Origin of the sequence: Micromonospora sp. NPDC049102 (genome assembly GCF_043197485.1) — a bacterium.
Lineage (GTDB): Bacteria > Actinomycetota > Actinomycetes > Mycobacteriales > Micromonosporaceae > Micromonospora.
On record NZ_JBICTE010000015.1, the window covers coordinates 1 to 26952 of the forward strand.

Below are 26952 nucleotides of genomic sequence, written 5' to 3' on the forward strand. Positions count from 1 at the left end.
GTGCCACAACGCGTCCGGGCAGTACTTCTCCACGTCGCTCACACCAGCTCAACGAATGACCTTGCACTCCAACAACCCCAAACGACACACGGTCTGAGCCGGGGTACGACCTGTTCAGTCACGCCCGTGTCGCGCGTCGTCTCCGGCGATGACCTGCGGGATGACCTGTTCGACGATGGTCAGCAGCGTGGTGGTGAGCAGCAGGTGTACCTGGGCGCGGGTCAGCGCGCCACGCTGAAGCCATTCACGGGCCGTCGACGTGGCCAGCCCGCAGTACGCCCGGACCATCCCCCGCAATTCCTCGTGGTCCTCGGCTTCGTCGGCCAGCCCGACGGCGACGAGCATCCGGTCCGCGGCGACCTCCTCGGCCTCGGCGAGCACCCGCTCCACGTCGGCGTCGCCACCCATGCCCCGTGCGGTGACGGCCGCCAGCCAGGACGTGCTGTGCCGGGACACCACGTCGAGGAACCACGAGACGCTGGCGTCGACCCGCGTCCGCAGGTCGCCCTTGGGCAGCCGTTCGAGGGCGACCTCCGGGATCGTCACCATGACCCGGACGACCTCCAGATAGAGGTCCTTCTTGGTGCCGAAGTAGTGGTTGACCAGCCCTCGGGCGACGCCCGCCTCCCGGGCCACGTCGGTGGTCGACACGTCGGCGTACGGCCGCTCGCCGAACAGCCGGACCGCACAGGCCAGGATCTGGCCGCGCCGGGCGTCCGGCTCCAGCCGGCGACGGCGAGGAGCGGTCTCGACACTCATCTGCCCGACCCTAGCGGCAACTTCCAGGCCGGCCGCTGCCCTCGCACTGATCACGTGGAGTAATCAATTGACGCGACTCTCCATTGCTCATCAACCACTTGTCCAGAGTGCCGCTTTAGCCTGAGTAACGCCCCATCCTGGCGGTGTGCCCGAAGGGTCCGCCAGGGCACCACGGCCCGGGCCGACGGCCGGCACATCGGCTGGAACGCCCGGAGCATCGAGCAAGGGAGCACGATTGTGGTTTCTCGACGTCGAGTCCTCTACGGCGCGGCCGGCGCGGCGGTGGGCCTGTCGACCGCCGGCACGTTCGCCGGGTCGGCGGTGGCCGCACCGTCCACCGCCACCGAAGTGACGTCGCCGCTGGCCGCCCCGCGCGGGCGACTGATGAGCAGGACCGTGGTGACCTCTCCGGCCATCCCGCTGACCCACCTGTCCATCAGGCACGGCGGCCCCTCGGCGGCGGTGCGCCTGCGTACCGGCACGGTGTGGAGTGACTGGCTGGAGCTGAACGCGTGCCAGAACGGCCGCGACGGCGGCCGGGCCTCGGCCCGCTCGAACGTCGTGGTCGCCAACGGCGCCACCGCGTACGAGGTCCAGGTCGCCGACGGCTCCGACGCCACCGTGGCCGAACTGAACATGGTCGACGGGCCCCGGCGGACTGTTGCGAACCCGCAGACGAACAGCCTGCCGGTTCCGCGAGGTGGCCGAAAGCCGACGTACCTGCCCCGAGCCCGCTGGGGCGCTGACGAGTCGCTCCGCTTCGCCGACGACGGCAGCGAACTCTGGCCGGCCGAGTTCTTCCCGGTGCAGACGCTGACGGTCCACCACAGCGGCGTGTACGAGCACAACGAGGACCCGGACCCGGCCGCGACGGTCCGGGCCATCTACTACGACCAGTGCGTCCTGCAGGAGTTCGGCGACATCGGCTACCACCTGCTGATCGACGAGGCGGGACGGATCTACGAGGGCAAGTACTCCGACCCCGGCCCCCTCCCGGTGTACGGGCCGGGCCTCGGCAGCGACGGTCGACCACTCATGGTCAACGCGGCGCACGTCGGTGGCTACAACGCCGGCAACATCGGCATCTGCCTGCTGGGCCGGTTCACGTCCCGCCAGCCCAGCGCAGCGGCGCACCGGTCACTGGTGTTCGTCCTGGCGGGCCTCGCCGCCGCGGGCCGGCTCGCCCCCGGCGCGCGGACCAACTACGTCAACCCGGTCAGCGGTGCGAGTGGCAAGGTCGACGTCATCTCCGGTCACCGGGACTGGGCGACCATCGGGGCCGACCCGACCGAGTGCCCCGGCGACGCCTTCCACCCCTACCTCGGCGCTCTGCGTCAGGAGGTGGCGGTGCTGCTGAGTCAGTTCCCGACGCCGGCCAAGCACCACTGACAGGTCACCCGCGCCCGTTCCGGGTAGTGATCGCTTGATGCTCACCAGTTCAAGGAACGCTCTGGCAACTGGTGAGCATCAAGTGATCACCGGAGCCGTCGACGACGGACCAGGTGTCGGCCGAGGTGCCGCAGGTTTGACGTCTGGGAGTAGAGCGCCGCGTTGACGGGGTTGGGGTCGATCAACGCGTCGGGGGGCTTATTGACATGCCGCCAACAGGGCGCGAGGGTGATGGACATGTCCACGCCCGATGGCTCCCCCTCGCCCTGGCGCGAACCAGAGCACGACGACCTGGCCGAGTTGGCCCGCGCCTTCTTCACCAAGGAGGTGCTGCCGCACACCGACCGCCTGCTGGCGCAGGGGCATCCGGACCGCGGGCACTACCGGCGCGCCGGTGAGCTGGGGCTGCTCGGCCTGTCCGTCCCCCAGGAGTACGGCGGCGGGGGCGGCGACTTCACCCACGAGGCCATCGTGCTGCACGAGCAGGCGTACGCCGGGGAGGGCAGCCTCGGGTTGGCCGTGCACAGTGGAATCGTCACCGGCTACCTCGTGGCGTACGGCAGCGAGGAGCAGAAGCGGCGGTGGCTGCCCGGCCTGTGCAGCGGTGAGCTGGTGGGCGCGATCGCGATGACCGAGCCCGACGGTGGCTCGGACCTTCAGGCGATGCGGACCTGGGCGGTCCGTGACGGGGACGACTACCTGGTCAGCGGCGCGAAGACGTTCATCACCAACGGCGGCCTGGCCGACCTGGTGATCGTGGCGGTCAAGACCGACCCCGAGCAGCGGGCCTCGGGCATCTCCCTGCTGGTCTGCGAGGTGGGCGGTGACCCCGAGGGGTTCCGTCGCGGCCGGCTGCTGTCCAAGATCGGGCTGCACGCCAACGACACCGCCGAGCTGTTCTTCGACGAGTTCCGGGTGCCGGCGGCCAACCTGCTCGGTGGCGCGGAGGGGCTGGGCTTCGTCCAGATGATGCAGCAGCTTCCGCAGGAGCGCCTTGTCATCGGCGTCGGTGCGGTGGCGGTCATGGAGCGGGCGGTCGAGCTGACCGTCGCGTACGCCAAGGAGCGCACCGCCTTCGGCAAGCCGCTGATGGGGCACCAGAACACCCGGATGGTGCTCGCGGAGTGCGCCACCCGCACCCGGGTCAGTCGGGTCTTCCTGGACGACTGCATCGTCCGGCACACCCGCGCCGACCTGGACCTGGCTACGGCGGCGATGGCGAAGTCGTGGCTCACCGACGGGCAGTGCGAGGTCGTCGACAGGTGCCTCCAGATCTTCGGCGGCTACGGCTACACGACGGAGTACCCGATCGCCCGGATGTACGCCGACGCCCGCGTGCAGAAGATCTACGGCGGCACCAACGAGATCATGAAGGAGTTGATCGCCCGTGCCCTCTGAGGCGTACGTCTATGACGCGGTCCGCACCCCGCGCGGACGCGGCCGGGACACCGGAGCGCTGCACGGGGTCAAGCCGATCTCCCTGGTGGTGGGCCTGATCGACGCGGTGCGCGAGCGCAACCCCGGCCTGGACGTGAGCCGGTTGGAGGACCTGCTGCTGGGCATCGTCACGCCGATCGGCGAGCAGGGCGGTGACCTGGCGCGTGCCGCCGCGCTGCTCGCGGGGCTGCCGGACGAGGTGGGTGGGGTGCAGCTCAACCGGTTCTGCGCGTCGGGGTTGGAGGCGGTCAACTCCGCCGCAGCGCGGATCCGGTCCGGCTGGGAACACCTGTTGCTCGCCGGCGGGGTGGAGTCGATGTCCCGGGTGCCGATGGGTTCCGACGGCGCGGCCTGGGCCACCGACCCGCAGACCGCGCTGGCCACGTCGTTCGTGCCGCAGGGCGTCAGCGCCGACCTGATCGCCACGATCGAGGGGTTCACCCGCGACGACGTGGACGGCTACGCGGTGCGGTCGCAGGAGCGGGCCGCCAAGGCGTGGTCCGGGGGTCACTTCGCCCGTTCGGTGGTGCCGGTCCGCGACGGCAACGGGCTGGACATCCTCACCGTGGACGAGCACCCCCGCCCGGAGACCACCCGGGAGACGCTGGCCCGACTGACCCCCTCGTTCGCCACGTTGGGCGAGGCGGCCGGCTTCGACGCGGTCGCGTTGCAGAAGTTCCACTGGTTGGAGGCCATCGAGCACGTCCACCACGCGGGCAACTCGTCCGGCATCGTGGACGGCGCGGCGTTGGTGCTGATCGGCTCGGGCGAGGTCGGCCGGGACCTCGGCCTCACTCCGCGCGCCCGGATCGTCGGCGCGGCGGTCACCGGTGCCGACCCGACACTGATGTTGACCGGCCCGATCCCGGCCACCCGCAAGGCGCTCGCCGTCGCCGGGCTGACCCTCGACGACATCGACCTGTTCGAGATCAACGAGGCGTTCGCCGCCGTGGTGCTCAAGTACGTCCGTGACCTGGGCCTCGACCCCGAGCGGGTGAACGTCAACGGCGGGGCGATCGCCCTCGGCCATCCGCTCGGCGCGACCGGGGCGATGCTGCTCGGTACGGCGTTGGACGAGTTGGAACGCCGCGACCTGCACCGTGCCGTGGTGACCCTGTGCATCGGCGGCGGCATGGGCGTCGCCACCGTTCTCGAGCGCTGCTGACCGGGAGGACGACCATGACCGACACCATCCGGTACGAGCGCGGCCCCGACGGGATCGTCACGCTCACCCTGGACGACCCCGACCAGTCCGCGAACACCATGAACCGGGCGTACGTCGCGTCGATGAGCGCAGCGCTCGACCGGTTGGAGGTCGAACCCGACCTCGTCGGCGTCATCGTGACGAGCGCGAAGTCGACGTTCTTCGCCGGTGGCGACCTGCCCGAGATGATCAAAGCGACCCGCGCCGACGCACCTGCCCTGGCAGACCTGCTCACCACCATCAAGCGGGACCTGCGCCGTCTGGAGACGCTGGGTCGTCCGGTGGTCGCCGCGGTCAACGGCTCGGCACTCGGCGGTGGCCTGGAGATCGCGCTCGCCTGTCACCACCGCATCGCGCTGGACGCGCCCGGCAGTCGGCTCGGGCTGCCCGAGGTGACCCTGGGCCTGCTGCCCGGTGCCGGTGGGGTCACCCGGACGGTACGGATGCTCGGCCTGGCCGGTGCGCTGACCACGGTGCTGCTCACCGGCCGGCGGATGCGACCGGCCGACGCCCTGGCCATCGGGATCGTCGACGAGGTGGTCACCACGCCCGCCGAGATGCTGGACCGGGCCCGCTCCTGGATCGCCGCGAACCCGCACCCACAGCAGCCGTGGGACCGGCCGGACTACCGGATGCCCGGCGGCACCCCGGCCAGCCGCTCGCTGGCCGCGCAACTGCCCGCGTTCCCGGCCACCCTGCGCAAGCAGCTCAAGGGGGCTCGGCTGCCCGCGCCCGAGGCGATCCTGGCCACCGCCGTCGAGGGCGCGCAGGTCGACCTGGAGACCGCCCTGACCGTGGAGACCCGGCACCTCGTCGGCCTGCTCACCGGGCAGGTCGCGAAGAACATGATCGGCGCGTTCTTCTTCGACCTGAAGGCCGTCAACGGCGGCGCGGCCCGACCGGGCGTGGACGTACCGCCGGTGCGGCGGGTGGCGGTGCTCGGGGCCGGCATGATGGGCGCGGGCATCGCGTACGCCTGTGCCACTGCCGGACTGGACGTGGTCGTCCGGGACGTGTCGCCGGAGGCCGCCGGTCGGGCCCGCGAGCACGCCGAGGCGTTGCTGGCCCGCCGGGTCCGCAAGGGCCGCGCCACCGAGGCGGACGCCAAGGCGGTGCTGGACCGGATCACCACCACCGACCGGGTGGACGCCCTGGCGGGCTGCGACGCCGTCATCGAGGCGGTCTTCGAGGACCCGGCCCTGAAGAAGAAGGTCTTCGCCGAGGTGTTGCCGGTGCTCGCACCGGCCGCGCTGCTCGCCTCCAACACCTCCACGCTGCCGATCACCGGGCTGGCCGAGGGGGCGGACCGGCCGGCCGACTTCATCGGCATGCACTTCTTCTCGCCCGTGGACCGGATGCCGCTGCTGGAGATCGTGGTCGGCGAGCAGACCGGGGACGTGGCGTTGGCGCGGGCCTTCGACCTGGGCCGACGGATCGGCAAGACCCCGATCGTCGTCAACGACGGCCGGGGCTTCTTCACCAGCCGGGTGATCGGCAGGTTCATCGACGAGGCGGTCGGCATGGTCGCCGAGGGCGTCCCCGCCGCGTCGGTGGAGCAGGCCGCTCTCCAGGCCGGCTATCCGACCGGGCCGCTGGCTCTGGCCGACGAGGTGAGCCTCACCCTCATCCAGCGCATCCGCCGCCAGTTCGAGGCCGCCAGCGACGAGTACCGGCCGCTGCCGGCGCATCGGCTCGTCGACGAGCTGGTCGACGCGTACGACCGGCCGGGCCGGGCTGGCGGGCGCGGCCTCTACTCCTACGACGGCGGCACCCGGAGTCGACTGTGGACGGGGCTGGCCGATCTGACCACCGATGCGGGGCGGGCGGTGCCGTTCACCGACCTCCAGGAGCGGATGCTCTTCGCCGAGGCGCTGGACGCGCTGCGCTGCCTCGACGAAGGGGTGCTGCGCACCGAGACCGACGCCAACATCGGCTCGATCTTCGGCATCGGCTTTCCCGCCTGGACCGGCGGCGTGGTCCGGTACGTCCGGCAGTACGCGGGTGGGCCGGCCGGCTTCACGGCCCGTGCCAGCGAGTTGGCCGACCGCTACGGCGACCGGTTCACGCCCCCCGGCGACCTGGTCGACCGTCTCGCCGCACCGGTCGGTGTCGTGTGAGCGTGGCGGGCGGGTCGTCGCGGGGTGGGCCGTTGGCCGGCGTGCGGGTGGTCGAGCTGGCCAGTCTCGCTCCGGCGCCGTTCGGCTGCATGGTGCTCGCCGACCTCGGTGCGGACGTGGTGCGGGTGGACCGGCCCGGCGGCCCGGGTGCCGGCCGGTTGGCCGCACCGAGCGGCGGCCCGTTGCAGCGCGGTCGGCGGCTCACGGCGCTGGACCTGAAGTCCCCGGCAGGTGTGGCGGACCTGCTGCGCCTCGTCGAGCGGGCGGACGTGCTCGTCGAGGCGTACCGGCCGGGGGTTGCCGAACGGCTCGGCTTCGGCCCGGACGTCTGCTGGAACCGCAACCCACGACTGGTGTACGCCCGCATGACCGGCTGGGGTCAGGACGGCCCGCTGGCCGCTCGGGCGGGGCACGACATCGACTACATCGCGCTCGCCGGTGCGCTGGAACCGATCGGCCGGGCGGGTGAGCGCCCGCACGCGCCGTTGAACCTGATCGGTGATTTCGCCGGCGGCGGCATGCTGCTGGCCGTGGGCGTGCTGGCCGCGCTGCTCGAACGGGAACGCTCGGGCGTCGGCCAGGTCGTCGACGCGGCCATGGTGGACGGTTCGGCGCTGCTCACCTCGTTCCTGCACGGGCTGCTCGGCACCGGCCTGTGGTCGGCTCCGCGCGGTCGGAACCTGCTCGACGGCGGGGCGCCCTTCTACGACACGTACGCCACCGCCGACGGCGGTTTCGTGGCGGTCGGGGCGCTGGAGCCGGCCTTCTACGCGGAGCTGTTGACAGGTCTGGGCCTCGCCGACGCGGACCTGCCCGACCAGTACGACCCGCGCGGCTGGGACGAGCTGCGCAGGCGGTTCACCGAACGGTTCGCCGAGCGGACGCGGGACGAGTGGACGGCGGTCTTCGCCGACCTGGACGCCTGCGTCGCTCCGGTGCTCGCTCCCGGCGAGGCGCACCGGCACCCGCACAACGCGGCCCGGGGGACGTTCGTCGAGGTGGCCGGCGAGGTCCAGCCGGCACCGGCACCGCGCTTCGACCGTACGCCGACGGACCCGCCGGTGCCGGCCCCCGACCCGGAGCGGGACGTCGCACCGGTCGAGGAGATCCTGACCGCCTGGCGGTAGATCCACCGCTGACCTGCGGGGCAGCCGGACGGTGGGGCGCGTTGGTACGGTCGTGCACCGACGGTGGATCGCGGACCGAGGGGGACGAGCATGGCGAGTGGGATCGATCCGTCCGGCCTGAGCCGTTCGCTCGAAGAGGCGATGCGCCTGCTGAGCCAGGCGTCGGGCGCGGTCGCGGCACAGTCCGGCGACGCGGACGGGCAGGCCGACGCGTCAGCGCCTTCCGCCGAGGAGATGGTGGGTCGGGGCACCGGCGGGGACGGCCTCGTCGAGGCGGAGGTCGCCGCCTTCGGGGCCCTGCGGAGCCTGACGATCGACCCGAGCCTGTCCCGGGCCGGCACGACCGTGATCTCCGAGTACGTCCTGGAGGCGGTGCAGGCGGCACAGGCCGACGAGCGTGCCCGCCGGGCCGAGGTGACGGCCGGGGCGCAGGTCGACAGCGCCGCCCTGACCCAGCAGCTCGAACGCGTCTCGGAGCAGGCGTTCCGCGGCTTCAACCAGATGATCGGTGACCTGGACGCGGCCACCCGCCGGATGGATCGTCGCTGAGCCATGACCGACGGAATCGAGGTGGACGTCGACGCGCTGCACGCCGCCGCGGCGTCGCTCGGGGCGACCGGGCAGCAACTCGGCGAGGCGGTCAGCGGCCTCGAATCGACGGTGAACGGCTCGGGTAACCCGTGGGGCGCCGACGAACCGGGGTCGCTCTTCGGCGCTGTGTACGTCGAGGTCCTGACGCATGCGCTCGACGTCTACCGGTCGATGGCCGACCAGTTGACGGAGACCGCGGAGAAGCTCGACCTCAGCGCCGACGCGCACGAGGCGACCGACCTCGCCAACGCCGAACTCTTCACCGGGCGAGCATGAGTGCGGACCGGTGGAAGGGCCACGTCAACGGGATCCTCTACGGGGTCCAGTTCGACAGGTCGCTCGACGACGCGGTGGTGACCCGGGTCGTCGAGGGCGTCGCCGCCGGGCTCTACCCGGGCGACCGGGCCGAGACCCGGGACGCACTCGACCAGGCGCTGCCTTACGAGGGCCCCCTCAACGACCAGGCCGGGACGCCGCACAGCGAGGACGACATCCGCGCGTTCTTCCGCCGGCTGTCGGCCGCGCTGGTTTCCGGGCCGTCCCGGTCCTGATCACGAACGTCCGACGCTAAGATCGACACGAGATCGTCGATATCGGGCTATCCGACTGGCCGGTATACCGCGACATCAGCGATCTCGTGTGGATCTTGCGGCCGGCGGCACGGCCTCTGACAAAGGAGATGCCCGTGCCGGACGCGGACGAACTCGTCGCCGACGCGCTGGCGGCGGTGCGCAGCACCGACGTACGCCAGGCGGAACGCCACCTGGACCGGCTGATGGTCGGCACCGGCGCGGCGGACGGCGGCACGGCGGTGGACGCCGCCCTGGCGCTTCGGCTGGTCCGCGGCCTCGGACAGCTCTGGCGGCGCGGCTGGCAGCCGGTCGACGTACACCGGATCGCCCTGCGCCGGCTCGACGCCCGGGCGGCCCGGCTGGTCCGCGACGCGCTGGCCGCGCAACGACGCGAGCAGGCCGAGCCGGTCCCCGACTGGTGGGACGACCAGCTTCGCGCGCTGGCCGCCGCAGGTCGGGACGACCGCCAGAACCTGCTGGCCACCTGGACGGCCGAGGAGGGGCTGGACCGGGTCGACGCGCTGCGCGCGGCTGTCGACGTCCTCGCTCTGGTGGAGAGCCTGCCGCCGGTCGCGGTGCTACGCTCGCCGCCGGGCTCGACCGGGACGGCGCTCCCCCGCGCCGCCGGCACGGCCCGCAGCGGGTCGCCGATGCTGGACCGGGTACGCGCGCTGCTGGCGAAGGCCGAGTCGACCACCTTCCCGGCCGAGGCGGAGGCGTTGACCGGCAAGGCGCAGGAGCTGATCGCCCGGCACAGCATCGACGAGGCGCTGCTGGCCGCCGGCACCGAGCGGGGCGACCTGCCGAGCGGGGTACGCCTGGGCGTCGAGAGCCCGTACGCGGGGGCGAAGGCGTTGCTGGTGCAGGAGGTGGCGGCGGCGAACCGGTGCGAGGCGGTCTGGTCCGACGACCTCGGCTTCACGACCGTGTTGGGCTGGCCGGCCGATCTGGTGGCGGTGGAGCTGCTCTACACCTCGCTACTGGTGCAGGCGACGGCCGCGATGCTGCGCGGGCGTGCCGAGCGTCGGCCGGGGTCGGGCCGCCGGACGAAGGTGTGGGACGAGTCCTTCCTGAACGCGTTCGCGCTGCGGATCGGTGAGCGGCTGCGCGCGGCCACGGACGCGGCGACCGAGGAGGCGGGTCAGACGCCAGCCGGGTCGGATCGGCTGTTGCCGGTGCTCGCCGCGCGGGGCGAGGCGGTGCGGGAGCGGCTGGAGACGCTGTTCCCCGGCGTCACGCGGCACCGACTCAGCGTGCGCGACGCCGAGGGTTGGTCGTCGGGCACCTCGGCCGCCGACCGGGCGTCCCTGGACGTCGGCACTGGCCGGAAGCCCCGACAGGTGCCGGGCCGACCCTGATCCGACCGGCGTGGGAACCTCACGGCCGGAAGTTTCTGCGATCTTCTTCGATACGCGGTAGGGAACGGGCTGACGGCTCCGACCCTCCGGTGAGGCGCACCCCAGCCGGGGCGCGACCAGTAGTCGAGGAGCATCGCCGTGAAGTACATGTTGCTGATCTGGAACCGGCCCGGCTTCACCGAGGGGCTGACCGGAGAGGACCGCACCGCCCTGTTCGGCGAGGTCGACGAGATCATGAAGGAGTTGACCGAGACCGGTGAGCTGATCGGCGGCCAGGCGCTGGCCAACCCGTCGCAGACGCAGACGGTCCGGCTCGCCAACGGTCAACCCGAGGTCGTCGACGGGCCGTTCATGGAGAGCAAGGAGCAGTTCGCCGGCTACCTGGCCGTGGACTGCGACAGCCCGCAGCGGGCCGCCGAGATCGCCGCCCGCTGGCCGGACGTGCGCTTCGGTGGCGCGATGGAGGTTCGACCGATCATGGACGAGGCCGGGACGGAGATGTGACCGACGACCGGACGGTCGAGGATCTGCTGCGCACACTCGCGCCGCAGGTCCTCGGCCTGCTGGTCCGCCGGCACGGCCAGTTCGACAGGTGCGAGGACGCGGTCCAGGAGGCGCTGCTCGCTGCCGCGACGCAGTGGCCCGGGCAGGGCGTACCGGACAACCCGCGCGCCTGGCTGCTCACCGTGGCGACCCGCCGGCTCACCGACGAGTGGCGCAGCGAGAGCGCCCGCCGCCAGCGTGAGGTCGCGGTGGCGCTGCGCGAGCCGGCGTACGCCCAGGTGGCGCCTCCGGCGGACGCCGAGCCGGCGGTGCCGGACGCGGACGACACCCTGACCCTGCTGTTCCTCTGCTGCCATCCGGCGCTGGCCCCCTCGGCGCAGGTCGCGCTCACGCTGCGCGCGGTGGGTGGTCTCAGCACCGCCCAGATCGCCCGGGCGCACCTGGTGCCGGAGGCGACGATGAGCCAGCGCATCCGGCGGGCCAAGCAGCGGATCGAGGCGGCCGGCGGCCGCTTCGCGCTGCCCGGACCGGCCGAGCGGGAGGAGCGGCTGCGGACGGTGCTGCGGGTGCTCTACCTGATCTTCAACGAGGGGTACACCGCGTCGAGCGGACCGGATCTGCGCCGGGCCGAGCTGACCACCGAGGCGATCCGGCTCGGCCGCGTCCTGCACGGGCTGCTGCCCGACGACGGCGAGGTGACCGGACTGCTGGCGCTGATGCTGCTCACCGATTCGCACCGGGCGGCGCGGGTGGGCCCGGACGGGGAGCTGGTGCCGCTGACGGAACAGGACCGCTCCCGGTGGGACGCGGCCGCCATCGCGGAGGGGATCACGCTGATCACCGAGGCGTTGACCTGGTCGCCGCCCGGGCCGTACCAGCTCCAGGCGGCCATCGCCGCCGTGCACGCGGAGGCGTCGACGGCAGCGGAGACGGACTGGCGGCAGATCGTCGCGCTCTACCGCCTGCTGGGTCGGATCGCCCCGAACCCGCTGGTCACGCTCAACCAGGCGGTCGCGGTCGCCATGGTGGACGGACCCCGGGCGGGGCTCGCCCTGCTCGCCCCGTTGGACGCCGACGAGCGTACGGCCGGGCACCACCGGCTCACGGCCGTCCGGGCGCACCTGCTGGAGCTGGCCGGCGAGCCGGCCGCGGCGCGGGAGGCGTACCTGGCTGCGGCGCGCGGCACCACGAGCCTGCCCGAGCAGCGGTATCTGGAGCTGCGGGCCGCCCGACTGGCGGCGCGGCGGTGACCGCCGCGCCGCCCGCACATCAGACGTCGACCGCCGGGCAGGTCGTGCCCCGCGCCGGCACGACCGCATCGAGCAGGTAGGCGTCGACGGCCCGACCCACGCACGGACTGGTGGTGTAGCTGCCGTGCCCCCAGCCCTGGTAGGTGAGCAGCACCCCGTGCCGGCCCAACTGTCGGGCCACCTCGCGTGCCCAGACGTAACCGCTCGCCGGGTCGTGCACGGTGGCGGCGATCAGCAGCGGCACGTCGGTGCGTACCCGCAGTCGGTGTTGCGGGTTGGCGACCGGCGTCGGCGTGCCGAGGCAGGTGACCAGGGCGAACAGCGCCGGTGGGTAGCGCAGGTCGGGCGCGAGCCGGGTGCTGCGGCGCAGCAGCCCGGCGTACTCCCGGTAGTCGCGGACCGGCAGGCTCCAGTCCTGGCAGAAGACCGCGAAGGGGTACGGGACGACGGCGTCGTCCGCCAGCGCGGTGACGCCCGCGGTCGCCGGCCTCTCCAGCTCGCCGATCCACTGCGCGAGCCCCGGCCACCGCCACGTGTCGTAGAGCTTCTTGTGGGCGAGGCGGCTCAGCTCGAACGGTGGCAGTGCGGCCCCGGCGCGGTCCGGATCGGTAAGCGTCCCGCGCTCGGCACGCGCGTGCAGTCCGGCCCAGAGCGCCCGCACGTCCCGCCCGTGCAGGACGCAGTCGGCGGACCGGTCACACCAGGCGATGAACTCGTCGAACGCGTCCTCGGCGGTCACGGCCTGGGCGTCGAGGAACGCGCGGGTGTCGAGGCTGTGGTCCATCGCGGCCTCCAGGACCATGGCCCGCACCCGGGAGGGGAACAGCTCGGCGTACCGCTGCCCGAGCAGGGTGCCGTACGAGCTGCCGTGGAAGGTGAGCTGTCGTTCACCGAGCGCGGCGCGGACCGCGTCCAGGTCACGGGCGGCGCTGGTGGTGTCGACGTGGTCGTAGAGCGCGCCCGTGCGGGCCCGGCAGTCGGCGCGTAGCAGCGCGTTGGTGGCCAGGGTGACGTCGAACTGGGCCTCGTCGGCGATCACCTGGGGTTGCCGGCCGAGCAGGTCCCGTGCGCAGCGCACCGGGTGGCTCCCACCGGTGCCGCGCGGGTCGAAGCTGACGATGTCGAATCGCCGGCGCAGGTCGGCGCTGAACCGGGAGACGCCGTTCACCACCCGGTCGACCCCGCTGTCACCCGGCCCTCCGGGGCCGAAGACCAGCGCGCCCTGCCGGGCGTTCGCGTCGGTGGCGACCCGACGAGCCAACGCCAGCTCGAAGCGCTCCCCCCGTGGTCGGTTCCAGTCGACCGGCAGCGACAGGGTGCCGCACTCGGCCGGGGCCTCCGGCTCCTCGTCGGGGGCGTCCTGGACGCAGGGATGCCAGTCGATGACGGGTCGGGCGACGGCCGGGCTCGCCGGGGTCAGGCCGGCGGCCGTGAGTGCCAGGGCCACCGCCCAACCAACTGCGGATTTGCGTACGCGCAGCATGAGGTGCTGTCCTCTCCTCGAAGGAGCGTTGCCGGTGAAACTCGCCCTCGGGGCGAGGTGATGCTGCTTCCACCCGGGTCGTCGAGTAGCCGCTCGACGACCCGGGGCCTTGAGGCGCGGGGTCAGTCGACGTCGCGCAGCACGCGTTCGAGCGTGGTCATCCGGGTCTCCATCCCGCCCAACCGGCCGTCCATGGCGGCGAGCAGTCGGGCGTTCTCCGCCTGCGCCTGCGCGGCGGTCTCGGCGAGCTTGCGGTAGTCGTCCGCGCGGTCCGCCTCGTACCGGGCTCGCCGGGTCTTGGCGATCTGCACGACGGTCACCGTGAACACGCTGATCAGCAGGGCGAACACCCCGAACGCGCCGACCACCTCGGTCCAGTCGTGCTCGCTCATGACCGCGCCTCCGGCTGCTCGCCCACATCGGGCACGGTCAGCGTCTCGACCGCCGTCGCGATGACCGCGGGGGTGAGAGTGAGCACGAAGGGCTCCACCTCGTAGTAGTTCATGGCCTTCCCGTCCTCCGACAACTCCATGCGGGCGGTGACCAGCCCGGCCGCCGCCAGCTTCCGTAGGTGGACCTGCAACAGCGCGCGGCTGATGCCCAGTTGCCGGGCCAGCCCGCTGACGTACGCGCGCTCGCGGGCCAACGCGGCGACGACCCGCAGCCGGTGCGGGTTGGCCAGCGTGGCCAACATCCGGACCAGGTCGTCGCCGGTCGGCGGAGACGCCGCGCTCATAACCAGCCCTTGCACATGCCAAGGAAAGTTAGCAGGTGTTGCCGCACGACGGTGCGGCACGGAAGCGGAATCAGGGGGATCTCAGGGTCGCCGGGAGGGTCCGGACACACAGCACGCCGGGCCGGTGATGATCACCGGCCCGGCGTGCGGGTTACGTCGTACGTCAGCTCTTGAAGGCGTCCTTGATCTTCTCGCCGGCCTGCTTGAGCTTGGCCGTCGACTGGTCGGCGCGACCCTCGGCCTCGAGCTGCTCGTTGTCGGTGGCCCGACCGGCGCCTTCCTTCAGCTTGCCGGCCGCGTCCTCGGTGGCGTTATTGACCTTGTCGTCGAATCCCATTGCCAACCTCCATCGCAAGCGTCGCTACGAACTCAGACGTACCCCGGTCGTCACCGGTCCAACCATCGCGTTCGTCACAGATCGGCAGCGGCCGAACGGAAGCGGCGCAGCCGCAGGCTGTTGGCCACCACGAAGACCGAGGAGAACGCCATGGTGGCACCGGCGATCATCGGATTGAGCAGCCCGGCGGCGGCCAGCGGTAGAGCCGCCACGTTGTAGCCGAACGCCCAGAACAGGTTGCCCCGGATGATGCCGAGCGTGCGCCGGGACAGCCGGATGGCGTCCACCGCGGCGTCCAGATCGCCCCGGACGAGGGTAAGGTCGGACGCCTCGATCGCCACGTCGGTGCCGGTGCCCATGGCGAGCCCGAGGTCGGCCTGGGCCAGCGCGGGCGCGTCGTTGACACCGTCGCCGACCATCGCCACCGACCGCCCCTGCGCCTGGAGCCGCTTGACCACGTCGACCTTGCCGGTCGGCAACACCCCGGCGATGACCTCGTCCACGCCCACCTCGGCGGCGACCGCCCGGGCGACGGTGGTGTTGTCGCCGGTCAAGAGGACCGGAGTGAGCCCCAGGGCACGCAGCCGTGCCACGGCCGCCCGACTCGTCGGCCGCACCACGTCGGCGACCGCGAGCACACCCCGGGCCCGCCCGGCCCAGCCCGCGACGATCGCCGTACGACCGGCCGCCTCCGCGTCCCGCACGGCCCACGCGACCTCCGGCGGTACGTCGACACCGCGTTCGCGCAGCAGCCGGACCCGACCGAGCAGCACGACGCGCTCCTCGACCGTGCCGGTCACGCCCAGCCCTTCGAGGTTGGCGAAGCCGGTCACCGGGGGCAGCTCGCCCGCCTCGGCCGCGCCCGCGGCGACGGCCCGGGCGATCGGGTGCTCGGAGGCGGCCTCCACCGCGCCGGCGAGCCGGAGCAGTTCCTCCCGGTCCTCGCCGCTGGCCGGCGTCACGTCCACCAGCGTCATCCGGCCGGTCGTCACGGTGCCCGTCTTGTCCAGCACGACGGTGTCCACCCGGCGGGTCGACTCCAGCACCTCCGGCCCCTTGATCAGCACACCGAGCTGGGCGCCTCGACCGGTGCCGACCAGCAGCGCGGTCGGGGTGGCCAGGCCCAGGGCGCACGGGCAGGCGATGATCAACACGGCCACGGCGGCGGTGAACGCGGCGGTCGGGCCGGCACCGGTGCCGAGCCACCAGCCGAGGGTGCCCACGGCCAGGGCGACGACGATCGGCACGAACACCCCGGAGATCCGGTCGGCGAGCCGCTGCACGGCCGCCTTGCCGCTCTGCGCCTGCTCGACCAGGTCGGCCATCCGAGCCAGTTGGGTGTCCGCGCCGACCCGGGTGGCGGTGACGATCAGCCGGCCACCCGCGTTGATCGTGGCACCGACGACGGCGTCGCCGGGGGCGACCTCGACCGGCACCGACTCGCCGGTCAACATGCTCGCGTCGACGGCGGACGTGCCCTCGTCGACGACACCGTCGGTGGCGATCTTCTCGCCGGGGCGGACCACGAACCGGTCACCGACGGCGAGCCGGTCCACCGGAACCAGGGTCTCCACCCCGTCCCGCAGCACCGCGACCTCCTTCGCGCCGAGTTCGAGGAGGGCGCGCAGGGCTGCGCCGGCGGTCCGCTTGGACCGGGCCTCGAAGTAACGACCGGCCAGGATGAACACGGTGACCCCGGCGGCCGCCTCCAGGTAGATGTTGCCGGCGCCGTCGCTGCGGTTGATGGCGAAGCGGAACGGGTGGGTCATGCCGGGCATGCCGGCGTCGCCGAGGAAGAGCGCCCAGAGCGACCACCCGAACGCCGCGAGCGTGCCGAGCGAGACCAGCGTGTCCATGGTGGCCGCGCCGTGCCGCAGGTTGGTCCAGGCCGCGCGGTGGAACGGCAGCCCACCCCACACCACCACCGGGGCGGCCAGGGTCAGCGAGAGCCACTGCCAGTAGTCGAACTGCCAGGGCGGGACCATGGCGAGCAGGACCACCGGCACGCTCAGGACCGCCGAGACCCACAGCCGGGTACGCGGCAGGCGCAGCGGGTCCTCCACCGGCGACTCGGCGGTCGGCGGGGCCGGCAGCGCAGCCGTGTAACCGGTCTTCTGGACGGTCTCGATCAGGTCGTCCGGGGTGACGTCGTCGGCGTACCGGACGGTCGCCTTCTCGGTGGCGTAGTTGACGGTGGCGCTGACCCCGTCCATCCGGTTGAGCTTCTTCTCGACCCGCGCGGCGCACGCGGCGCAGGTCATCCCCCCGATCGCCAGTTCGATCCGGTTCGGTGCCTCGGGCAGCGGTCTGCTGGTGGTGGTCATCGTCTGGTCCCGTCAGTTGTGCCCGTGCCCGGGGGTGCCGTGGTCGGCGCTCCCGGTCGGCGCGGGTCCGCTCGGGGTGGGCGCGGTCGTGGTGGTGGAGGTGCCGACGACCACTGTGAACTCGGCGGTGTGCACGCGCCCGGCGTGCTGGAAGTCGAGGTAGAGCCGGTAGGTGCCGGACGAGGGCACCTCGGCGAGGAAGGTGACGGCGGGGCCGGGCGGTGTGCGCCCGTCGCCAGGCGTCCCGTCCGGGTGCACGTGCAGGTACGCGAGATCACCTCGACGCAGCGCCACCAGGTGCCCGTACGCCCCCAGGTAGGGCTCCAGGTCGGTGACCGGCTGCCCGGCGCGGCGCACCGTCAGGGTGAGCGCCGAGGTGCGGCCCGGCTGCGGCGCGCCGGCCAGGGTGACCGTGTAGCCGTCGACGGTGGTGCTGGTCGCCGGGGCGGGCAGTGGCGCCTCGGTCGGCTCGCCGGGGACGGCCACGTCCACGCCGAGGGTCAACGGCTCACCCCCGGTCGGGGTGAAGTCGGCGAACGCCCGCCACTGCCCGGCACCGGCCAGCGGGGTGTCGACCCGCCAGGTGCCGTCCGGGGCCAGGTCGGGGTGGACGTGGCGGAAGCCGGACAGGTCCCGGCGGGCGACGATCAGGTGCATCCGCTTGTCGTGCGCCACGTCGTACCTGGTCACCGGCCGACCGTCCGGCCCGTCGATCCGGAACGCGAACTCGCCGGCCGGAGCGACGACGGGTCCGAGCGTGTAGCCCCGGTCGGAGACGAGCAACCCGCCGGGAACGAGGTCGGAGGTCTCGTCACTCGGGGTGCGGACGACCTCAGGCCGGCTCTGCGCGACCGGATTGGCCGGGTCGACCACCCGACCGACCGCGTAGGCCGCGCCGAAGATCGCCGCAAGGCCGAGGGCGAAGGCGCCCAACCTGGTCACCGTGGTCATCCCGGGCCCTCCGCTCACGCCTCGACGAGGTCGTAGCCGGCCTCGTCGACCGCGGCCCGGACGGCCTCGGTGTCCACGGGCTGCTCGCTGCTGACGGTGACCTGACCGGAGGCGAGATCGACCCGCACGTCACGCACGCCCACGATCGCGCCCACCTCGGCGCTGACCGCGCTGACGCAGTGCCCGCAGGTCATGCCCCGCACCTGGTACGTCGTGTCGACCATCGAACCTCGCCTCTCATCGTACCGGTACCCGGTGGGGGTATCGGGCAGGAAGGGACGTTACCATACCCCCCAGGGGTACGCTATCCTCGTCGCTATGACCGCTCCCACCCCGATCCGCGGGTACACCGCCAGCAAGGACCAGCTGCTCGCGCGGCTCCGCCGTGCCCAGGGGCAGGTCCGGGGCATCGAGAAGATGATCGACGAGGACCGCTACTGCATCGACGTGCTCACCCAGATCTCCGCGATCCAGGCCGCGCTCGACAAGGTGGCCCTGGGCCTGCTCGACGGGCACGCCCGGCACTGCATGCACGAGGGGGCGGCCGAGGGCCGGGCCGACGAGATGGCCACCGAGATGATGGCTGCCGTCGGCCGACTGATGAAGCGCGGCTGAACCGTCACTCCCGCTCCGGTGCGAGGCGTACCCGGCGCAGCAACTGGGCGTTGAGCGCCACCACGACGCCGGCGGCCCGCAGCTCGGCGATGGCCTGCCGGGCCTCGGGACGTACCTCGTCGGTCAGCGCGAACGCGCCGAGCACGGTGGCCGGCAGCCGCAGGAGGTACAGCACCACGGCACCGCGTGCCGACCAGCGCCCGGTCGCCTCCCGCAGCTCGTCCGGCAGCGGTCCACCCGCTCGCGCAGCAGGGCCGGTCCGCCCACCGCGTACTCCGTACCGTCGATGGTGGCCCGCACCCCGCACCCCGCAGCCCGGCAGCGACCGCGCCGGGCCACCCGGCCCGGCCGCCGCCACGATCGCCGGCCAGCGGATGCTCGCTGTCGGACTCCACACCGGCGGCTGTCCGCAACGCCTCGTCCCGCCCCACGCCAGGACTCGTCACCAGGTCGGTGACCGCATGCTCACCCCGGGTCAGAGTGCCGGTCTTGCCGAAGAGCACCGCGTCAACGGTCCGCATGCGCTCCAACGCCACCCGGTCCTTGACCAGGATGCCGCCCCGCGCCGCCAGCGCCGTCGAGAGCCGGGTCGTGCCCGGCGTGCCGCTCGGCGTGCCGGCGGTGATCGGGCGGCTCAGGGTCGGGTGGTGGCGCGGGCATGACTCCACCATCCCGCCCCCCCCCGCCGGGGCGGTGTCAGCGGTTCGACCGTCCGACACTCCGCCACGACCTGCGACACCCAGGCGCGCTGGTTAGCATCTTGCGACGATGAGCCCTCCGATCCCGCCGAACAGTCGGGCACCGGTGCCGCCCCGGTCGCGCGCCGCTGTCCACCAACCGGGCCCACCGGTCACGGTCCGTGACCGTCGAATCGTCAGTCCACGAATTGCGGCGCTCGGCACCGCGTTCGTCCGGCGGAGCTGAACCGGACGGCCCGCCGGCACGTACCCCGCACCGGATCGTTGGGAGTCTCGCATTGGGTTCCGACCACAGCCATTCCGCTCGGCCCGCCCCGCCCCGGGTACGACGGATCCTCGTCGCGATGGTGGTGCCGCTCTTCGTGGCCACCGTCGTGGCCGCGCTGGTGCTGTGGCCGCGAGACGGCGCACCGTCGAACGGTGGCGGCACCGACGTGCCCCGCCACCACGGCACGGTGACCCGGGTGGTGACCGAACCGTGCCCGCCCTCGGCCAGCCCGGAGGGCACGCCGGCCAGCGGACCGTGCGGCACCGTGGACGTGCTCGTCGAGGACGGGCCGGGCGCCGGCCGGCAGGTGAGCACGCCCATCCCCGCCGGGCCCGGCGCACCGCGCGTCGAGGTCGGCGACGAGATCATCCTGGTCAAGCTGACCGATCCGACCGATCCCGCCGCCAGCACCTGGAACATCGCCGAGCACCAGCGCGGAACCCCGCTGGTGTGGCTCGTGGTGGTCTTCGCCGCCGCCATCGTCGCGTTCGGCCGGTGGCGGGGTCTGGCCGCGCTCGCCGGACTGGCCGCCAGCTTCGCCATCCTGCTCACCTTCGTGTTGCCCGCCATCGGCGCCGGCCGGTCACCGCTGCTGGTGGCGGTGGTCGGCGCCGCCCTGATCATGTTCGTGGTGCTCTACCTGACACACGGAGTGACCGCACAGACGTCGGTCGCGGTGCTCGGCACCCTGGGCAGCCTGGTGCTCACCGGCGTGCTGGCGACCATCGCCACGGCCGCCACCCAGCTCACCGGCTTCGGCAGCGAGGACGCCACCACGCTCTCGATGTTCCAGGCCGATGTGGACCTACGCGGCCTGCTGCTCGCCGGGATCATCATCGGCTCGCTCGGGGTACTCGACGACGTGACCGTCACCCAGGCCGCCACCGTCACCGAGTTGGCCAACGCCAACCCCGGGCTGAGCCGGCTCCAGCTCTACCGGGCGGCCACCCGGGTCGGTCGGGCGCACATCGCCTCCACGGTCAACACCATCGTCCTGGCGTACGCGGGCGCGTCACTGCCGCTGCTGCTCCTGCTCACCGCCGACACACGCCCGATCGGGCAGATCCTGACCAGCGAGTTCCTCGCACAGGAGATCGTCCGCAGCGCGGTCGCCACACTCGGCCTGATCGCCGCCGTACCCCTCACCACCGGGCTGGCCGCGGTCGTGACCGCGGCCGGCTCGACGGGCACGTCCGACGCGGACGCCCCGCCACCGCGCCCCCGCACGGACCGCGCGGAGGCGCTGGCCGCTCTCAGTTCACCGCCAGCGGGTCGGGCCGACGGGTCCGATCCGCAGCGGAACGCACCCCCATCCACCGCCACCACCGGGTGGCCAGAGCCGAACAGGAGCACGGATACGGCATGGTGACACTCCTCAGCGTGACCGGATCGGGCACCCGCCCTGAGAACCGCGTCACTGGTCACTCAACGCCATGGCGAAATGACGCTTTTAGTCTGCATCAGGACGTAGCTCAGGTGGTGGAGTCTCGGGTAACCTCGCTGCCGGTCACCGACGAAGGCGCGCAGCGGCGCCTGCGGTGCCACCGCCCAATCGCCAACCGGCGAGCCGGGGACCCAGGTACGTGGGGTGAATCCGCGACAGCGGTAGGGGCCACTTCCGCCCCGAACCCGTCAGCTAACCCGGTCGGCGGTCGACGGAAGGGAAGATTGTGACGGCACCCCTACGCCGCTGGTTGACGCCCGTGGTGGCCGTGTTCGCCGCGCTGACCGTGCTCGCCGGGCCCCTCCCGGCCCACGCCGCCCCGACGACCCCCACACCGTCCGGGCACGAGGAGGACGGCGACGAGCCCAAGCTGCTCAACGACGTCATCGAGCAGACCAACCGGGACTACGTGGCGGCCAAGTCCAAGCTGGCCAAGTCCAAGAAGCGGCAGGTCGAGCTGGCGGCCGAGGTCGACCGGGCCAAGGCCGACCTGGCGGCGCTGGCCCCGCAGGTCGGGCAGATCGCCGCCCAGTCGTACCGGACCGGGCGCGTCGGCGCGATCGCGATGCTGCTGGAGAGCGACGCTCCGGACTCGTTCGTCCAGCGGGCCGCGGCACTCGACGAGATGAACATGGTCAACGAGAAGAAGCTCGCCGAGGTCAACGCCGTGAAGGCCCGCGCCGAGCAGGCCAAGCTGGCCCTCGACGCGGAGGTGCGGGAGCAGCAGAAGCAGACCGCCCTGATGGCGAAGGACAAGCGCGACGCGGACAAGGCGCTCGCGCTGGTCGGCGGCCAGGGCTTCACCGGCGGCCTGGTCGACGCCATCTCGCCGGTCGCCCGGATCGGCCCGGGTCGCACCGCCGACGGCGAGTGGAAGGCGCAGTCGTGCAGCGAGGACGACCCGACCACCTCGGGCTGCATCACGCCGCGCACGCTGCACGCGTACAAGGAGGTCAAGCGGGCCGGGTTCAACCGGTTCGTGGGCTGCCACCGCAACGGTGGACCGTACGAGCACCCGAAGGGCCGCGCCTGTGACTGGTCGTTGCAGAAGAGCGGCTTCAGCCCGTGGCACAACAACGACACCCGCATGTACGGCAACAACGTGGCCGCGTTCCTCATCCGCAACGCCGACCGGCTCGGCATCTACTACGTGATCTGGAACCGGCAGATCTGGATGCCGGCGACCGGCTGGAAGTCGTACAGCGGGCCGTCGAACCACACCGACCACGTACACATGTCGTTGCTCTGACCCGGTGATCAGCAGTCCGAGGGCCGTCCCGCGTCCAGCGGGGCGGCCCTCGGGCGTGTTCGGTGCGGACCGGCATCGTCAGGCGTCGGTCGTCGCGGCCTCGGCCGGTACGGGGGTCACGGGCCGCACCACTCCGGCCGCGAGCCGGTACGACATCCCCACCACCGCGCACCGCCCCCGCGCCACCTCGCCGGCCAGCACGGGGGACTGCTCGAGCAGTGTCTCGACGGTCTGTGCGATGTGGATGTCGACGATGCCGTCGATGTCGTCCACGCCCTCGGCGGTGGCGCGCCGCAGGCTGGGCAGCACGGCGTCGACCACCGCGGGAAGGTGCCCCGGGGGCGCGATGCCGGTGGCGGCGGACTCGCGGGCCGCCTGCACGGCGCCGCACGAGTCGTGACCGAGCACCACCACGAGCGGGGTGCCGAGCACGGTCACGGCGTACTCCACGCTGCCCAGCACCTCCGGCCCGGTGGTGTGCCCGGCCGTACGGACGACGAAGAGATCACCCAGGCCCCGGTCGAAGATGATCTCGGCGGCCAGCCGGGAGTCGGAGCAGCCGACGATCACCGCGAACGGGTGCTGCCCGTCCGCCACGGCGGCCCGGTGTCCGGCGTCCTGGTTGGGGTGGCGCGGCGCTCCACCGACGAAGCGAAGGTTGCCGGCGGCCAGCTCGGCGTACGCTCGGGCCGGCTCGGTCGTGACCGACGATCGATCGACGGCCCGCTGTGCGCCCGGCTGCCCGCCAGGCGTACCGGAACGGCTCATCCCCGCACCTCGTTTCCACGCGTTTGACCTGCTCAACGGGCTTTGCAGCCGGGCCGGCGGTGGGCACTGGCTCGCGCTCAACGGTCACACGCACCGCAAGATGCGTCAAGATATGCGTGATTTAGATTTCATACGTTGACCGGAGAGGCGGCCCCACGATGGCGAGCACGGCGGCCGGCGGCGGCCGGAACTGGACATTCCTCACCAACCACGGGCATGTGCTGCTCGCCATCGCCCGCGACCCCACCGCGCGACTGCGCGACGTGGCGGCGGAGGTGGGCGTCACCGAGCGGGCCGCCCAGGCCATCGTCGCCGACCTGGAGGCCGGCGGTTACCTGCACCGCACCCGGGTGGGGCGTCGTAACGAGTACACCCTGAACCCGGCCGGGCGGTTCCGGCACCCCGCCGAGGCCGAGGTGCAGGTCGGCGACCTGCTCGCCCTGTTCGCCGAAACCCCCGCCGGCGACACTCCCTGACCGTCGCCACCGCACCCGTCGTCAGGCGGCGTCGCCGGGCCGCGGCTCGACGCGACACAGCGGTAATCTCAGCGGGTGCGCGAATGCCTGCCGTCGAGCGCGACCGACGCGTCCCGTACCGTCCGCGCGGTCCTCAGTGGAACGCTCGCGGCCCTACTCGGGGCCGCCCTGGTGGTGGCACCCTGCACACCGGCGGCAGCGGCAGCGCCCGTCTGCGGCCCGCCCGGCGCGGACGGCCTGGCGGAGATGCCGTGGGCGCTGCGCCGGATCGACCCGGCCTCGGCGTGGCCCCTCTCCCGAGGTGCCGATGTGACGGTCGCGGTCATCGACTCCGGGGTCTCGGCCATCCACCCGGTCCTGAAGACCCGGGTGCTCCCCGGACGCGACTTCAACAACCTGCCCGCCAACCGGGGCCAGTGCGACCTGGTGGGCCACGGCACGATGGTCGCCGGCATCATCGCCGGCCAGGACGGCACCGGAGCGCCGTTCAGCGGTATCGCCCCGGCCGCCCGCATCCTGCCGATCCGGGTCCTGCCGGACGCCAAGGGCACCAACGACGAGGCGCTGCCCGGGCAGATCGCCGCGGCCATCGACTGGGCGGTCGACAACGGCGCCGACGTGATCAACCTGTCCCTGGTGACCCTGCCCCGTCCCGAACTGGCACAGGCCGTCGAACGCGCCCTCACCAAACGCGTCGTCCTGGTCGCCGCCGCCGGCAACCGGCAGGAGACACAGGAGGACAAGCCGGCGTACCCGGCCGCCTACCCGGGCGTCATCGCCGTCGCCGGCGTGGACGAGCAGGGTGGACACGTCGGCACCTCGGTCAGTGGCAGTTACGTCGACGTCGCCGCGCCGGGCCTGAACATCATCGGCCCGGCACCCGGAGGATCGGGCTACCGCGCGGAGCCGACGGGCGGCACCAGCTTCGCCGCCGCGTACGTCTCAGGCGTGGCGGCGCTGGTCCGGGCCGCCTACCCGGACCTCACCCCGGAGCAGGTCGCCGACCGGTTGGAGCGTACGGCGGACAGCCCGCCGCAGGGCCACAACGCCGAGGTCGGCTACGGCGTCGTCAACCCCTACCGAGCGGTGTCGAGCCTGCTGGGCACCCGCCCCAACCCGCCGGTCGGGGCGCTCGCCGCGCCCGCACCCGAAGCCGATCCGCTGAGCTGGCAGCGCACCGCAGCCGTCTGGGCAGCCGTGGTCGGTGCCCTGCTCACCGTTCTGCTGCTGATCACGCGGCCGATCGTGGCGCGGGGCCGCCGACGCGGCTGGCGCACCGGCCCCCGCACCGACGAGCCGATCACCGGCTGAGCCCGGTCACGGCGCTGGTCTGGTCGACCACACCAGCGCCGTGCCGCAGCGCTCAGCGCAGGATGCCGGAGGTGCCGCCGCCGTCCGCGCCCCACACGTCCTCGTCCTCTTCCAGCCAGGTGTTGCGAGCGCTGTCCTCCTCGCCGTAGCCGGCACCGCCACCCGCTCCGGCCAGCCCGCCGGCACCGCGAGCACCCGCACCCCGACCGCCGGCACCCGCCGCGCCACGACCGGCACCGCCCCGCCCGGCACCGCCGCCGCCAGCGGCAGCGCCACCGATGCCAGGTGCCATGCCACCGCCCAGCTTGCCGCCCGCGCCGAGCCGACCGCCGGCACCCCGGCCACCACCGCGACCGGCGCCCGCCGCGCCACCACCCATCATCGGGCCCATGCCCGGGGCGACCGCCCGACCGAGCGCCCCGCCGCCCGCGAGAGCGCCAGCGCCTCCCCCGGCGCTGCCCAGACCGCCACCGCCACCGAGCCCGGCCGAGGAGCCCAGGCCACCGGAGCCGAGGCCGCCCAGCCCGGGTGAACCGCCACCGCCCGCGCCCGCGAGGCCGCTGCTGAACTCGTCGTCCGCGCCGGGTACGCCGCCGGTGCCCGGGTAGTCACCCGTGTCCGGGGTGTCGTACCCGCCGGAGAGGTCGGGATGGGTGCCGGACCCGCTGGGCAGGTTGCCGGTACCCGGCATGTCACCGGTCCCGATCGAGGGCGTTGCGCCCAGGCCACCACCGCCGCCACCGCCGCCGATCTTCGGCACACCACCGCCGCCGCCACCGCCGCCGCCGTTGTCCAGGTTGGGAATCTGGCTAGTGGGGTCTCTTTGCCTGGGACCCCCAGTCTCACCCGGGGTACCGGGCGCGATGGCCTGGTAGTCACCGCTCACCTGCTCGTAGACCCGGGTCGCGTCGTCCGACTGGTCGTTGATCCAGTCGGCGATCGCGGTCACCGGGTCGAACCAGCCCAGGAAGTCCGGCGAGACCTTCGCCTCGAAGAAGCCGACCCCGAGGGTCAGCTTGGCGTTACGCGCCTCCAACACGTCGTTGACGCAGGTCGCCGGGATCGGGAAGTCCCGCTGGGCCGCGGTCAACTTGTCGGCGGCGGACTTGAGCGACTGGACGATGCCGGTGCCCTTTTCGGCGTCCGCCACGATCTGCCCGGTGTCCTTGGAGATCTGCTCGACGTGGCCCTTGAACGCCTCGTACGCCGGGCCCTTCCAGGTCGTGCCCAGGTCCTTGATGTTGGTGTCGAGGCTCTGCTTGACGTTGTTGAGATTCTTGATCAGCTGTTCCCAACCGAGGGCGGCGCTCTCCACGTCGCCCGGCCGGCCGTCGATGACGACCTTCTGGCACATCTCTTCCCAGCTCAGGCCCATCTGCCGTCCTCCCCCGTCCTAGCGTCCGTCGCCGTTGCCGGCCACGTCGCCGAAGACACGCTGCATGTCGGCGGCGGACATCCTGCTCTGCTCCTCCGCCGTCTCGTAGTTCTGCTTGACCTGGCGCAGCGCCTCCGCCGCGTCGTACAGGCTCTGCGAGAGCTTCCGGACACCGGATTCGGTGCCCTGGTAGAGCCCCTGGTGCTTGACGGCCAGCCGGGCCGCCCAGTCGAACCCCCCGAGCGGGCTCGGCTGGCCGCCGGCCCCGCCCGCCACGCCGCTGGCCGCGCCACCCATCAGGTCCTGGATGTCGACCATGTCGTAGGAGAGCTTGTTCAGGTACGCGGCGTGGGACTCCAGCCAGGTGATGGCCGAGTCCAGGCTGGTCGCGTCCCACTCGGTCTTGACGCCGGCCTCACCGGGCGCGGCGACCAGACCTTCCGGCGTCGCGGCGTGGTTGACGTTGTCGAGCTCCAGGCCGGTCACGGCCAGGCCCGACGTCGGTATCCCGCCCACCGGAACCGGAATGTAGAGGTCGTCGTTCACATACCGTTCCGGCTGGGTGGTCCTGTCGTCCGTCATCGGTCCCCTCCCCGAAACCCTGGCTGG

At 72.7% G+C, this 26952-nt stretch carries 29 protein-coding genes and 1 riboswitch; of the genes, 16 read left to right on the top strand and 13 right to left on the bottom strand.

Annotated features, from left to right (window positions below; translation table 11 throughout):
- Positions 1-114 precede the first annotated feature (114 nt).
- On the bottom strand, positions 115-759 hold the full coding sequence (locus ACGFH9_RS16605) for a TetR/AcrR family transcriptional regulator (RefSeq protein WP_393219726.1): 645 nt from the start codon (positions 757-759) through the stop codon (positions 115-117).
- A 237-nt stretch (positions 760-996) separates the two neighbouring features.
- Between ACGFH9_RS16605 and ACGFH9_RS16610 the strand changes: the two genes are divergently transcribed.
- A complete protein-coding gene (locus ACGFH9_RS16610) occupies positions 997-2148 on the top strand; it encodes a peptidoglycan recognition family protein (protein ID WP_393219729.1) in 1152 nt (383 codons plus the stop codon).
- 86 nt (positions 2149-2234) lie between these two features.
- On the opposite strand, the gene ACGFH9_RS16615 is transcribed toward ACGFH9_RS16610, so the two are convergent.
- Positions 2235-2393 carry a hypothetical protein gene (locus ACGFH9_RS16615; protein WP_393219732.1) on the bottom strand — a complete coding sequence of 53 codons (159 nt, stop codon included), beginning with the start codon at positions 2391-2393 and terminating at the stop codon, positions 2235-2237.
- On the opposite strand from ACGFH9_RS16615, the gene ACGFH9_RS16620 reads away from it, so the two are divergent.
- The 10 genes from ACGFH9_RS16620 (at position 2386) to ACGFH9_RS16665 (ending at position 12308) form a co-directional block, all read left to right on the top strand.
- Entirely contained in the window at positions 2386-3546 is a 1161-nt protein-coding gene (locus tag ACGFH9_RS16620) for an acyl-CoA dehydrogenase family protein (protein ID WP_393219734.1), read from the top strand. The two genes, ACGFH9_RS16615 and ACGFH9_RS16620, sit on opposite strands and share 8 nt — an antisense overlap.
- Positions 3536-4750, top strand: coding sequence for an acetyl-CoA C-acetyltransferase (locus ACGFH9_RS16625; protein ID WP_393219737.1), 1215 nt, complete (start codon positions 3536-3538; stop codon positions 4748-4750). Before ACGFH9_RS16620 ends, ACGFH9_RS16625 begins: the two co-directional genes overlap by 11 nt.
- A 14-nt stretch (positions 4751-4764) precedes the next feature.
- The gene (locus tag ACGFH9_RS16630) at positions 4765-6906 is read left to right on the top strand and encodes a 3-hydroxyacyl-CoA dehydrogenase NAD-binding domain-containing protein (protein ID WP_393219740.1); all 2142 of its coding nucleotides are present in this window, start codon (positions 4765-4767) and stop codon (positions 6904-6906) included.
- Positions 6907-6938: 32 nt separating this feature from the next.
- Entirely contained in the window at positions 6939-8033 is a 1095-nt protein-coding gene (locus tag ACGFH9_RS16635) for a CaiB/BaiF CoA transferase family protein (protein WP_393219743.1), read from the top strand.
- Between the two features lie 90 nt (positions 8034-8123).
- Entirely contained in the window at positions 8124-8582 is a 459-nt protein-coding gene (locus ACGFH9_RS16640) for a YbaB/EbfC family nucleoid-associated protein (protein ID WP_393219746.1), read from the top strand.
- A 3-nt stretch (positions 8583-8585) separates the two neighbouring features.
- Positions 8586-8900: a WXG100 family type VII secretion target gene (locus ACGFH9_RS16645; RefSeq protein ID WP_393219748.1), complete on the top strand. Its 315-nt coding sequence runs from the start codon at positions 8586-8588 to the stop codon at positions 8898-8900.
- Positions 8897-9175: a hypothetical protein gene (locus tag ACGFH9_RS16650; RefSeq protein ID WP_393219751.1), complete on the top strand. Its 279-nt coding sequence runs from the start codon at positions 8897-8899 to the stop codon at positions 9173-9175. The genes ACGFH9_RS16645 and ACGFH9_RS16650 overlap by 4 nt, the downstream gene beginning before the upstream one ends.
- Before the next feature lie 128 nt (positions 9176-9303).
- Positions 9304-10554 (top strand): DUF2786 domain-containing protein, encoded by a 1251-nt coding sequence (locus ACGFH9_RS16655; RefSeq protein ID WP_393219753.1) that lies wholly within the window; start codon positions 9304-9306, stop codon positions 10552-10554.
- 147 nt (positions 10555-10701) lie between these two features.
- Positions 10702-11058: a YciI family protein gene (locus ACGFH9_RS16660; RefSeq protein ID WP_393219970.1), complete on the top strand. Its 357-nt coding sequence runs from the start codon at positions 10702-10704 to the stop codon at positions 11056-11058.
- Complete coding sequence (locus tag ACGFH9_RS16665) at positions 11055-12308, top strand: RNA polymerase sigma factor (RefSeq protein WP_393219756.1); 1254 nt, start codon at positions 11055-11057, stop codon at positions 12306-12308. Before ACGFH9_RS16660 ends, ACGFH9_RS16665 begins: the two co-directional genes overlap by 4 nt.
- A 19-nt stretch (positions 12309-12327) precedes the next feature.
- Here the strand turns inward: ACGFH9_RS16665 and ACGFH9_RS16670 are convergent, their stop codons facing one another.
- From ACGFH9_RS16670 to ACGFH9_RS16700, 7 genes are all read right to left on the bottom strand, one after another.
- Positions 12328-13791: an alpha/beta hydrolase gene (locus ACGFH9_RS16670; RefSeq protein WP_393219759.1), complete on the bottom strand. Its 1464-nt coding sequence runs from the start codon at positions 13789-13791 to the stop codon at positions 12328-12330.
- A gap of 122 nt (positions 13792-13913) precedes the next feature.
- On the bottom strand, positions 13914-14183 hold the full coding sequence (locus ACGFH9_RS16675) for a hypothetical protein (protein WP_355235144.1): 270 nt from the start codon (positions 14181-14183) through the stop codon (positions 13914-13916).
- Entirely contained in the window at positions 14180-14527 is a 348-nt protein-coding gene (locus tag ACGFH9_RS16680; RefSeq protein ID WP_393219762.1) for an ArsR/SmtB family transcription factor, read from the bottom strand. Before ACGFH9_RS16680 ends, ACGFH9_RS16675 begins: the two co-directional genes overlap by 4 nt.
- Positions 14528-14690: 163 nt before the next feature.
- On the bottom strand, positions 14691-14864 hold the full coding sequence (locus ACGFH9_RS16685; RefSeq protein WP_278150219.1) for a CsbD family protein: 174 nt from the start codon (positions 14862-14864) through the stop codon (positions 14691-14693).
- A gap of 74 nt (positions 14865-14938) precedes the next feature.
- A complete protein-coding gene (locus ACGFH9_RS16690; protein WP_393219765.1) occupies positions 14939-17188 on the bottom strand; it encodes a heavy metal translocating P-type ATPase in 2250 nt (749 codons plus the stop codon).
- A gap of 12 nt (positions 17189-17200) precedes the next feature.
- Positions 17201-18139 (bottom strand): hypothetical protein, encoded by a 939-nt coding sequence (locus ACGFH9_RS16695; protein WP_393219768.1) that lies wholly within the window; start codon positions 18137-18139, stop codon positions 17201-17203.
- A 14-nt stretch (positions 18140-18153) separates the two neighbouring features.
- Positions 18154-18363 carry a heavy-metal-associated domain-containing protein gene (locus ACGFH9_RS16700; protein ID WP_393219771.1) on the bottom strand — a complete coding sequence of 70 codons (210 nt, stop codon included), beginning with the start codon at positions 18361-18363 and terminating at the stop codon, positions 18154-18156.
- A 94-nt stretch (positions 18364-18457) separates the two neighbouring features.
- Here ACGFH9_RS16700 and ACGFH9_RS16705 point away from each other — a divergent pair, with 94 nt between their 5' ends.
- Positions 18458-18754: a metal-sensitive transcriptional regulator gene (locus ACGFH9_RS16705; protein WP_393219774.1), complete on the top strand. Its 297-nt coding sequence runs from the start codon at positions 18458-18460 to the stop codon at positions 18752-18754.
- A 4-nt stretch (positions 18755-18758) separates the two neighbouring features.
- Here the strand turns inward: ACGFH9_RS16705 and ACGFH9_RS16710 are convergent, their stop codons facing one another.
- Complete coding sequence (locus ACGFH9_RS16710; protein ID WP_393219776.1) at positions 18759-19151, bottom strand: hypothetical protein; 393 nt, start codon at positions 19149-19151, stop codon at positions 18759-18761.
- Positions 19152-19730: 579 nt separating this feature from the next.
- On the opposite strand from ACGFH9_RS16710, the gene ACGFH9_RS16715 reads away from it, so the two are divergent.
- Both ACGFH9_RS16715 and ACGFH9_RS16720 read left to right on the top strand, forming a co-directional pair.
- Positions 19731-21089, top strand: a complete 1359-nt coding sequence (locus ACGFH9_RS16715; RefSeq protein ID WP_393219778.1) for a YibE/F family protein — start codon at positions 19731-19733, stop codon at positions 21087-21089.
- A 166-nt stretch (positions 21090-21255) separates the two neighbouring features.
- A riboswitch (cyclic di-AMP (ydaO/yuaA leader) is annotated at positions 21256-21387 on the top strand.
- A 3-nt stretch (positions 21388-21390) separates the two neighbouring features.
- Positions 21391-22413, top strand: coding sequence for a coiled-coil domain-containing protein (locus tag ACGFH9_RS16720; RefSeq protein WP_393219781.1), 1023 nt, complete (start codon positions 21391-21393; stop codon positions 22411-22413).
- 78 nt (positions 22414-22491) lie between these two features.
- On the opposite strand, the gene ACGFH9_RS16725 is transcribed toward ACGFH9_RS16720, so the two are convergent.
- Entirely contained in the window at positions 22492-23181 is a 690-nt protein-coding gene (locus ACGFH9_RS16725; protein WP_393219783.1) for a carbonic anhydrase, read from the bottom strand.
- 158 nt (positions 23182-23339) lie between these two features.
- Between ACGFH9_RS16725 and ACGFH9_RS16730 the strand changes: the two genes are divergently transcribed.
- Together ACGFH9_RS16730 and mycP are read left to right on the top strand one after the other, a co-directional pair.
- Positions 23340-23657: a MarR family winged helix-turn-helix transcriptional regulator gene (locus ACGFH9_RS16730; protein ID WP_355235168.1), complete on the top strand. Its 318-nt coding sequence runs from the start codon at positions 23340-23342 to the stop codon at positions 23655-23657.
- A 75-nt stretch (positions 23658-23732) separates the two neighbouring features.
- Complete coding sequence (gene mycP, locus ACGFH9_RS16735) at positions 23733-24968, top strand: type VII secretion-associated serine protease mycosin (protein ID WP_393219786.1); 1236 nt, start codon at positions 23733-23735, stop codon at positions 24966-24968.
- 52 nt (positions 24969-25020) lie between these two features.
- Here the strand turns inward: mycP and ACGFH9_RS16740 are convergent, their stop codons facing one another.
- Both ACGFH9_RS16740 and ACGFH9_RS16745 read right to left on the bottom strand, forming a co-directional pair.
- The gene (locus tag ACGFH9_RS16740; RefSeq protein ID WP_393219789.1) at positions 25021-26343 is read right to left on the bottom strand and encodes a WXG100 family type VII secretion target; all 1323 of its coding nucleotides are present in this window, start codon (positions 26341-26343) and stop codon (positions 25021-25023) included.
- 18 nt (positions 26344-26361) lie between these two features.
- A complete protein-coding gene (locus tag ACGFH9_RS16745; RefSeq protein WP_393219792.1) occupies positions 26362-26925 on the bottom strand; it encodes a hypothetical protein in 564 nt (187 codons plus the stop codon).
- Positions 26926-26952 lie beyond the last annotated feature (27 nt).

What these genes read in the sequence shown, in the direction of transcription:
- ACGFH9_RS16605 (WP_393219726.1), bottom strand. Translation starts at nt 759, where the DNA reads ATGAGTGTCGAGACCGCTCCTCGCCGTCGCCGGCTGGAGCCGGACGCC.
- ACGFH9_RS16620 (WP_393219734.1), top strand. Translation starts at nt 2,386, where the DNA reads ATGTCCACGCCCGATGGCTCCCCCTCGCCCTGGCGCGAACCAGAGCAC.
- ACGFH9_RS16630 (WP_393219740.1), top strand. Translation starts at nt 4,765, where the DNA reads ATGACCGACACCATCCGGTACGAGCGCGGCCCCGACGGGATCGTCACG.
- ACGFH9_RS16640 (WP_393219746.1), top strand. Translation starts at nt 8,124, where the DNA reads ATGGCGAGTGGGATCGATCCGTCCGGCCTGAGCCGTTCGCTCGAAGAG.
- ACGFH9_RS16645 (WP_393219748.1), top strand. Translation starts at nt 8,586, where the DNA reads ATGACCGACGGAATCGAGGTGGACGTCGACGCGCTGCACGCCGCCGCG.
- ACGFH9_RS16650 (WP_393219751.1), top strand. Translation starts at nt 8,897, where the DNA reads ATGAGTGCGGACCGGTGGAAGGGCCACGTCAACGGGATCCTCTACGGG.
- ACGFH9_RS16655 (WP_393219753.1), top strand. Translation starts at nt 9,304, where the DNA reads ATGCCCGTGCCGGACGCGGACGAACTCGTCGCCGACGCGCTGGCGGCG.
- ACGFH9_RS16660 (WP_393219970.1), top strand. Translation starts at nt 10,702, where the DNA reads ATGTTGCTGATCTGGAACCGGCCCGGCTTCACCGAGGGGCTGACCGGA.
- ACGFH9_RS16670 (WP_393219759.1), bottom strand. Translation starts at nt 13,791, where the DNA reads ATGCTGCGCGTACGCAAATCCGCAGTTGGTTGGGCGGTGGCCCTGGCA.
- ACGFH9_RS16675 (WP_355235144.1), bottom strand. Translation starts at nt 14,183, where the DNA reads ATGAGCGAGCACGACTGGACCGAGGTGGTCGGCGCGTTCGGGGTGTTC.
- ACGFH9_RS16680 (WP_393219762.1), bottom strand. Translation starts at nt 14,527, where the DNA reads ATGAGCGCGGCGTCTCCGCCGACCGGCGACGACCTGGTCCGGATGTTG.
- ACGFH9_RS16685 (WP_278150219.1), bottom strand. Translation starts at nt 14,864, where the DNA reads ATGGGATTCGACGACAAGGTCAATAACGCCACCGAGGACGCGGCCGGC.
- ACGFH9_RS16690 (WP_393219765.1), bottom strand. Translation starts at nt 17,188, where the DNA reads ATGACCACCACCAGCAGACCGCTGCCCGAGGCACCGAACCGGATCGAA.
- ACGFH9_RS16695 (WP_393219768.1), bottom strand. Translation starts at nt 18,139, where the DNA reads ATGACCACGGTGACCAGGTTGGGCGCCTTCGCCCTCGGCCTTGCGGCG.
- ACGFH9_RS16700 (WP_393219771.1), bottom strand. Translation starts at nt 18,363, where the DNA reads ATGGTCGACACGACGTACCAGGTGCGGGGCATGACCTGCGGGCACTGC.
- ACGFH9_RS16705 (WP_393219774.1), top strand. Translation starts at nt 18,458, where the DNA reads ATGACCGCTCCCACCCCGATCCGCGGGTACACCGCCAGCAAGGACCAG.
- ACGFH9_RS16725 (WP_393219783.1), bottom strand. Translation starts at nt 23,181, where the DNA reads ATGAGCCGTTCCGGTACGCCTGGCGGGCAGCCGGGCGCACAGCGGGCC.
- ACGFH9_RS16730 (WP_355235168.1), top strand. Translation starts at nt 23,340, where the DNA reads ATGGCGAGCACGGCGGCCGGCGGCGGCCGGAACTGGACATTCCTCACC.
- ACGFH9_RS16740 (WP_393219789.1), bottom strand. Translation starts at nt 26,343, where the DNA reads ATGGGCCTGAGCTGGGAAGAGATGTGCCAGAAGGTCGTCATCGACGGC.
- ACGFH9_RS16745 (WP_393219792.1), bottom strand. Translation starts at nt 26,925, where the DNA reads ATGACGGACGACAGGACCACCCAGCCGGAACGGTATGTGAACGACGAC.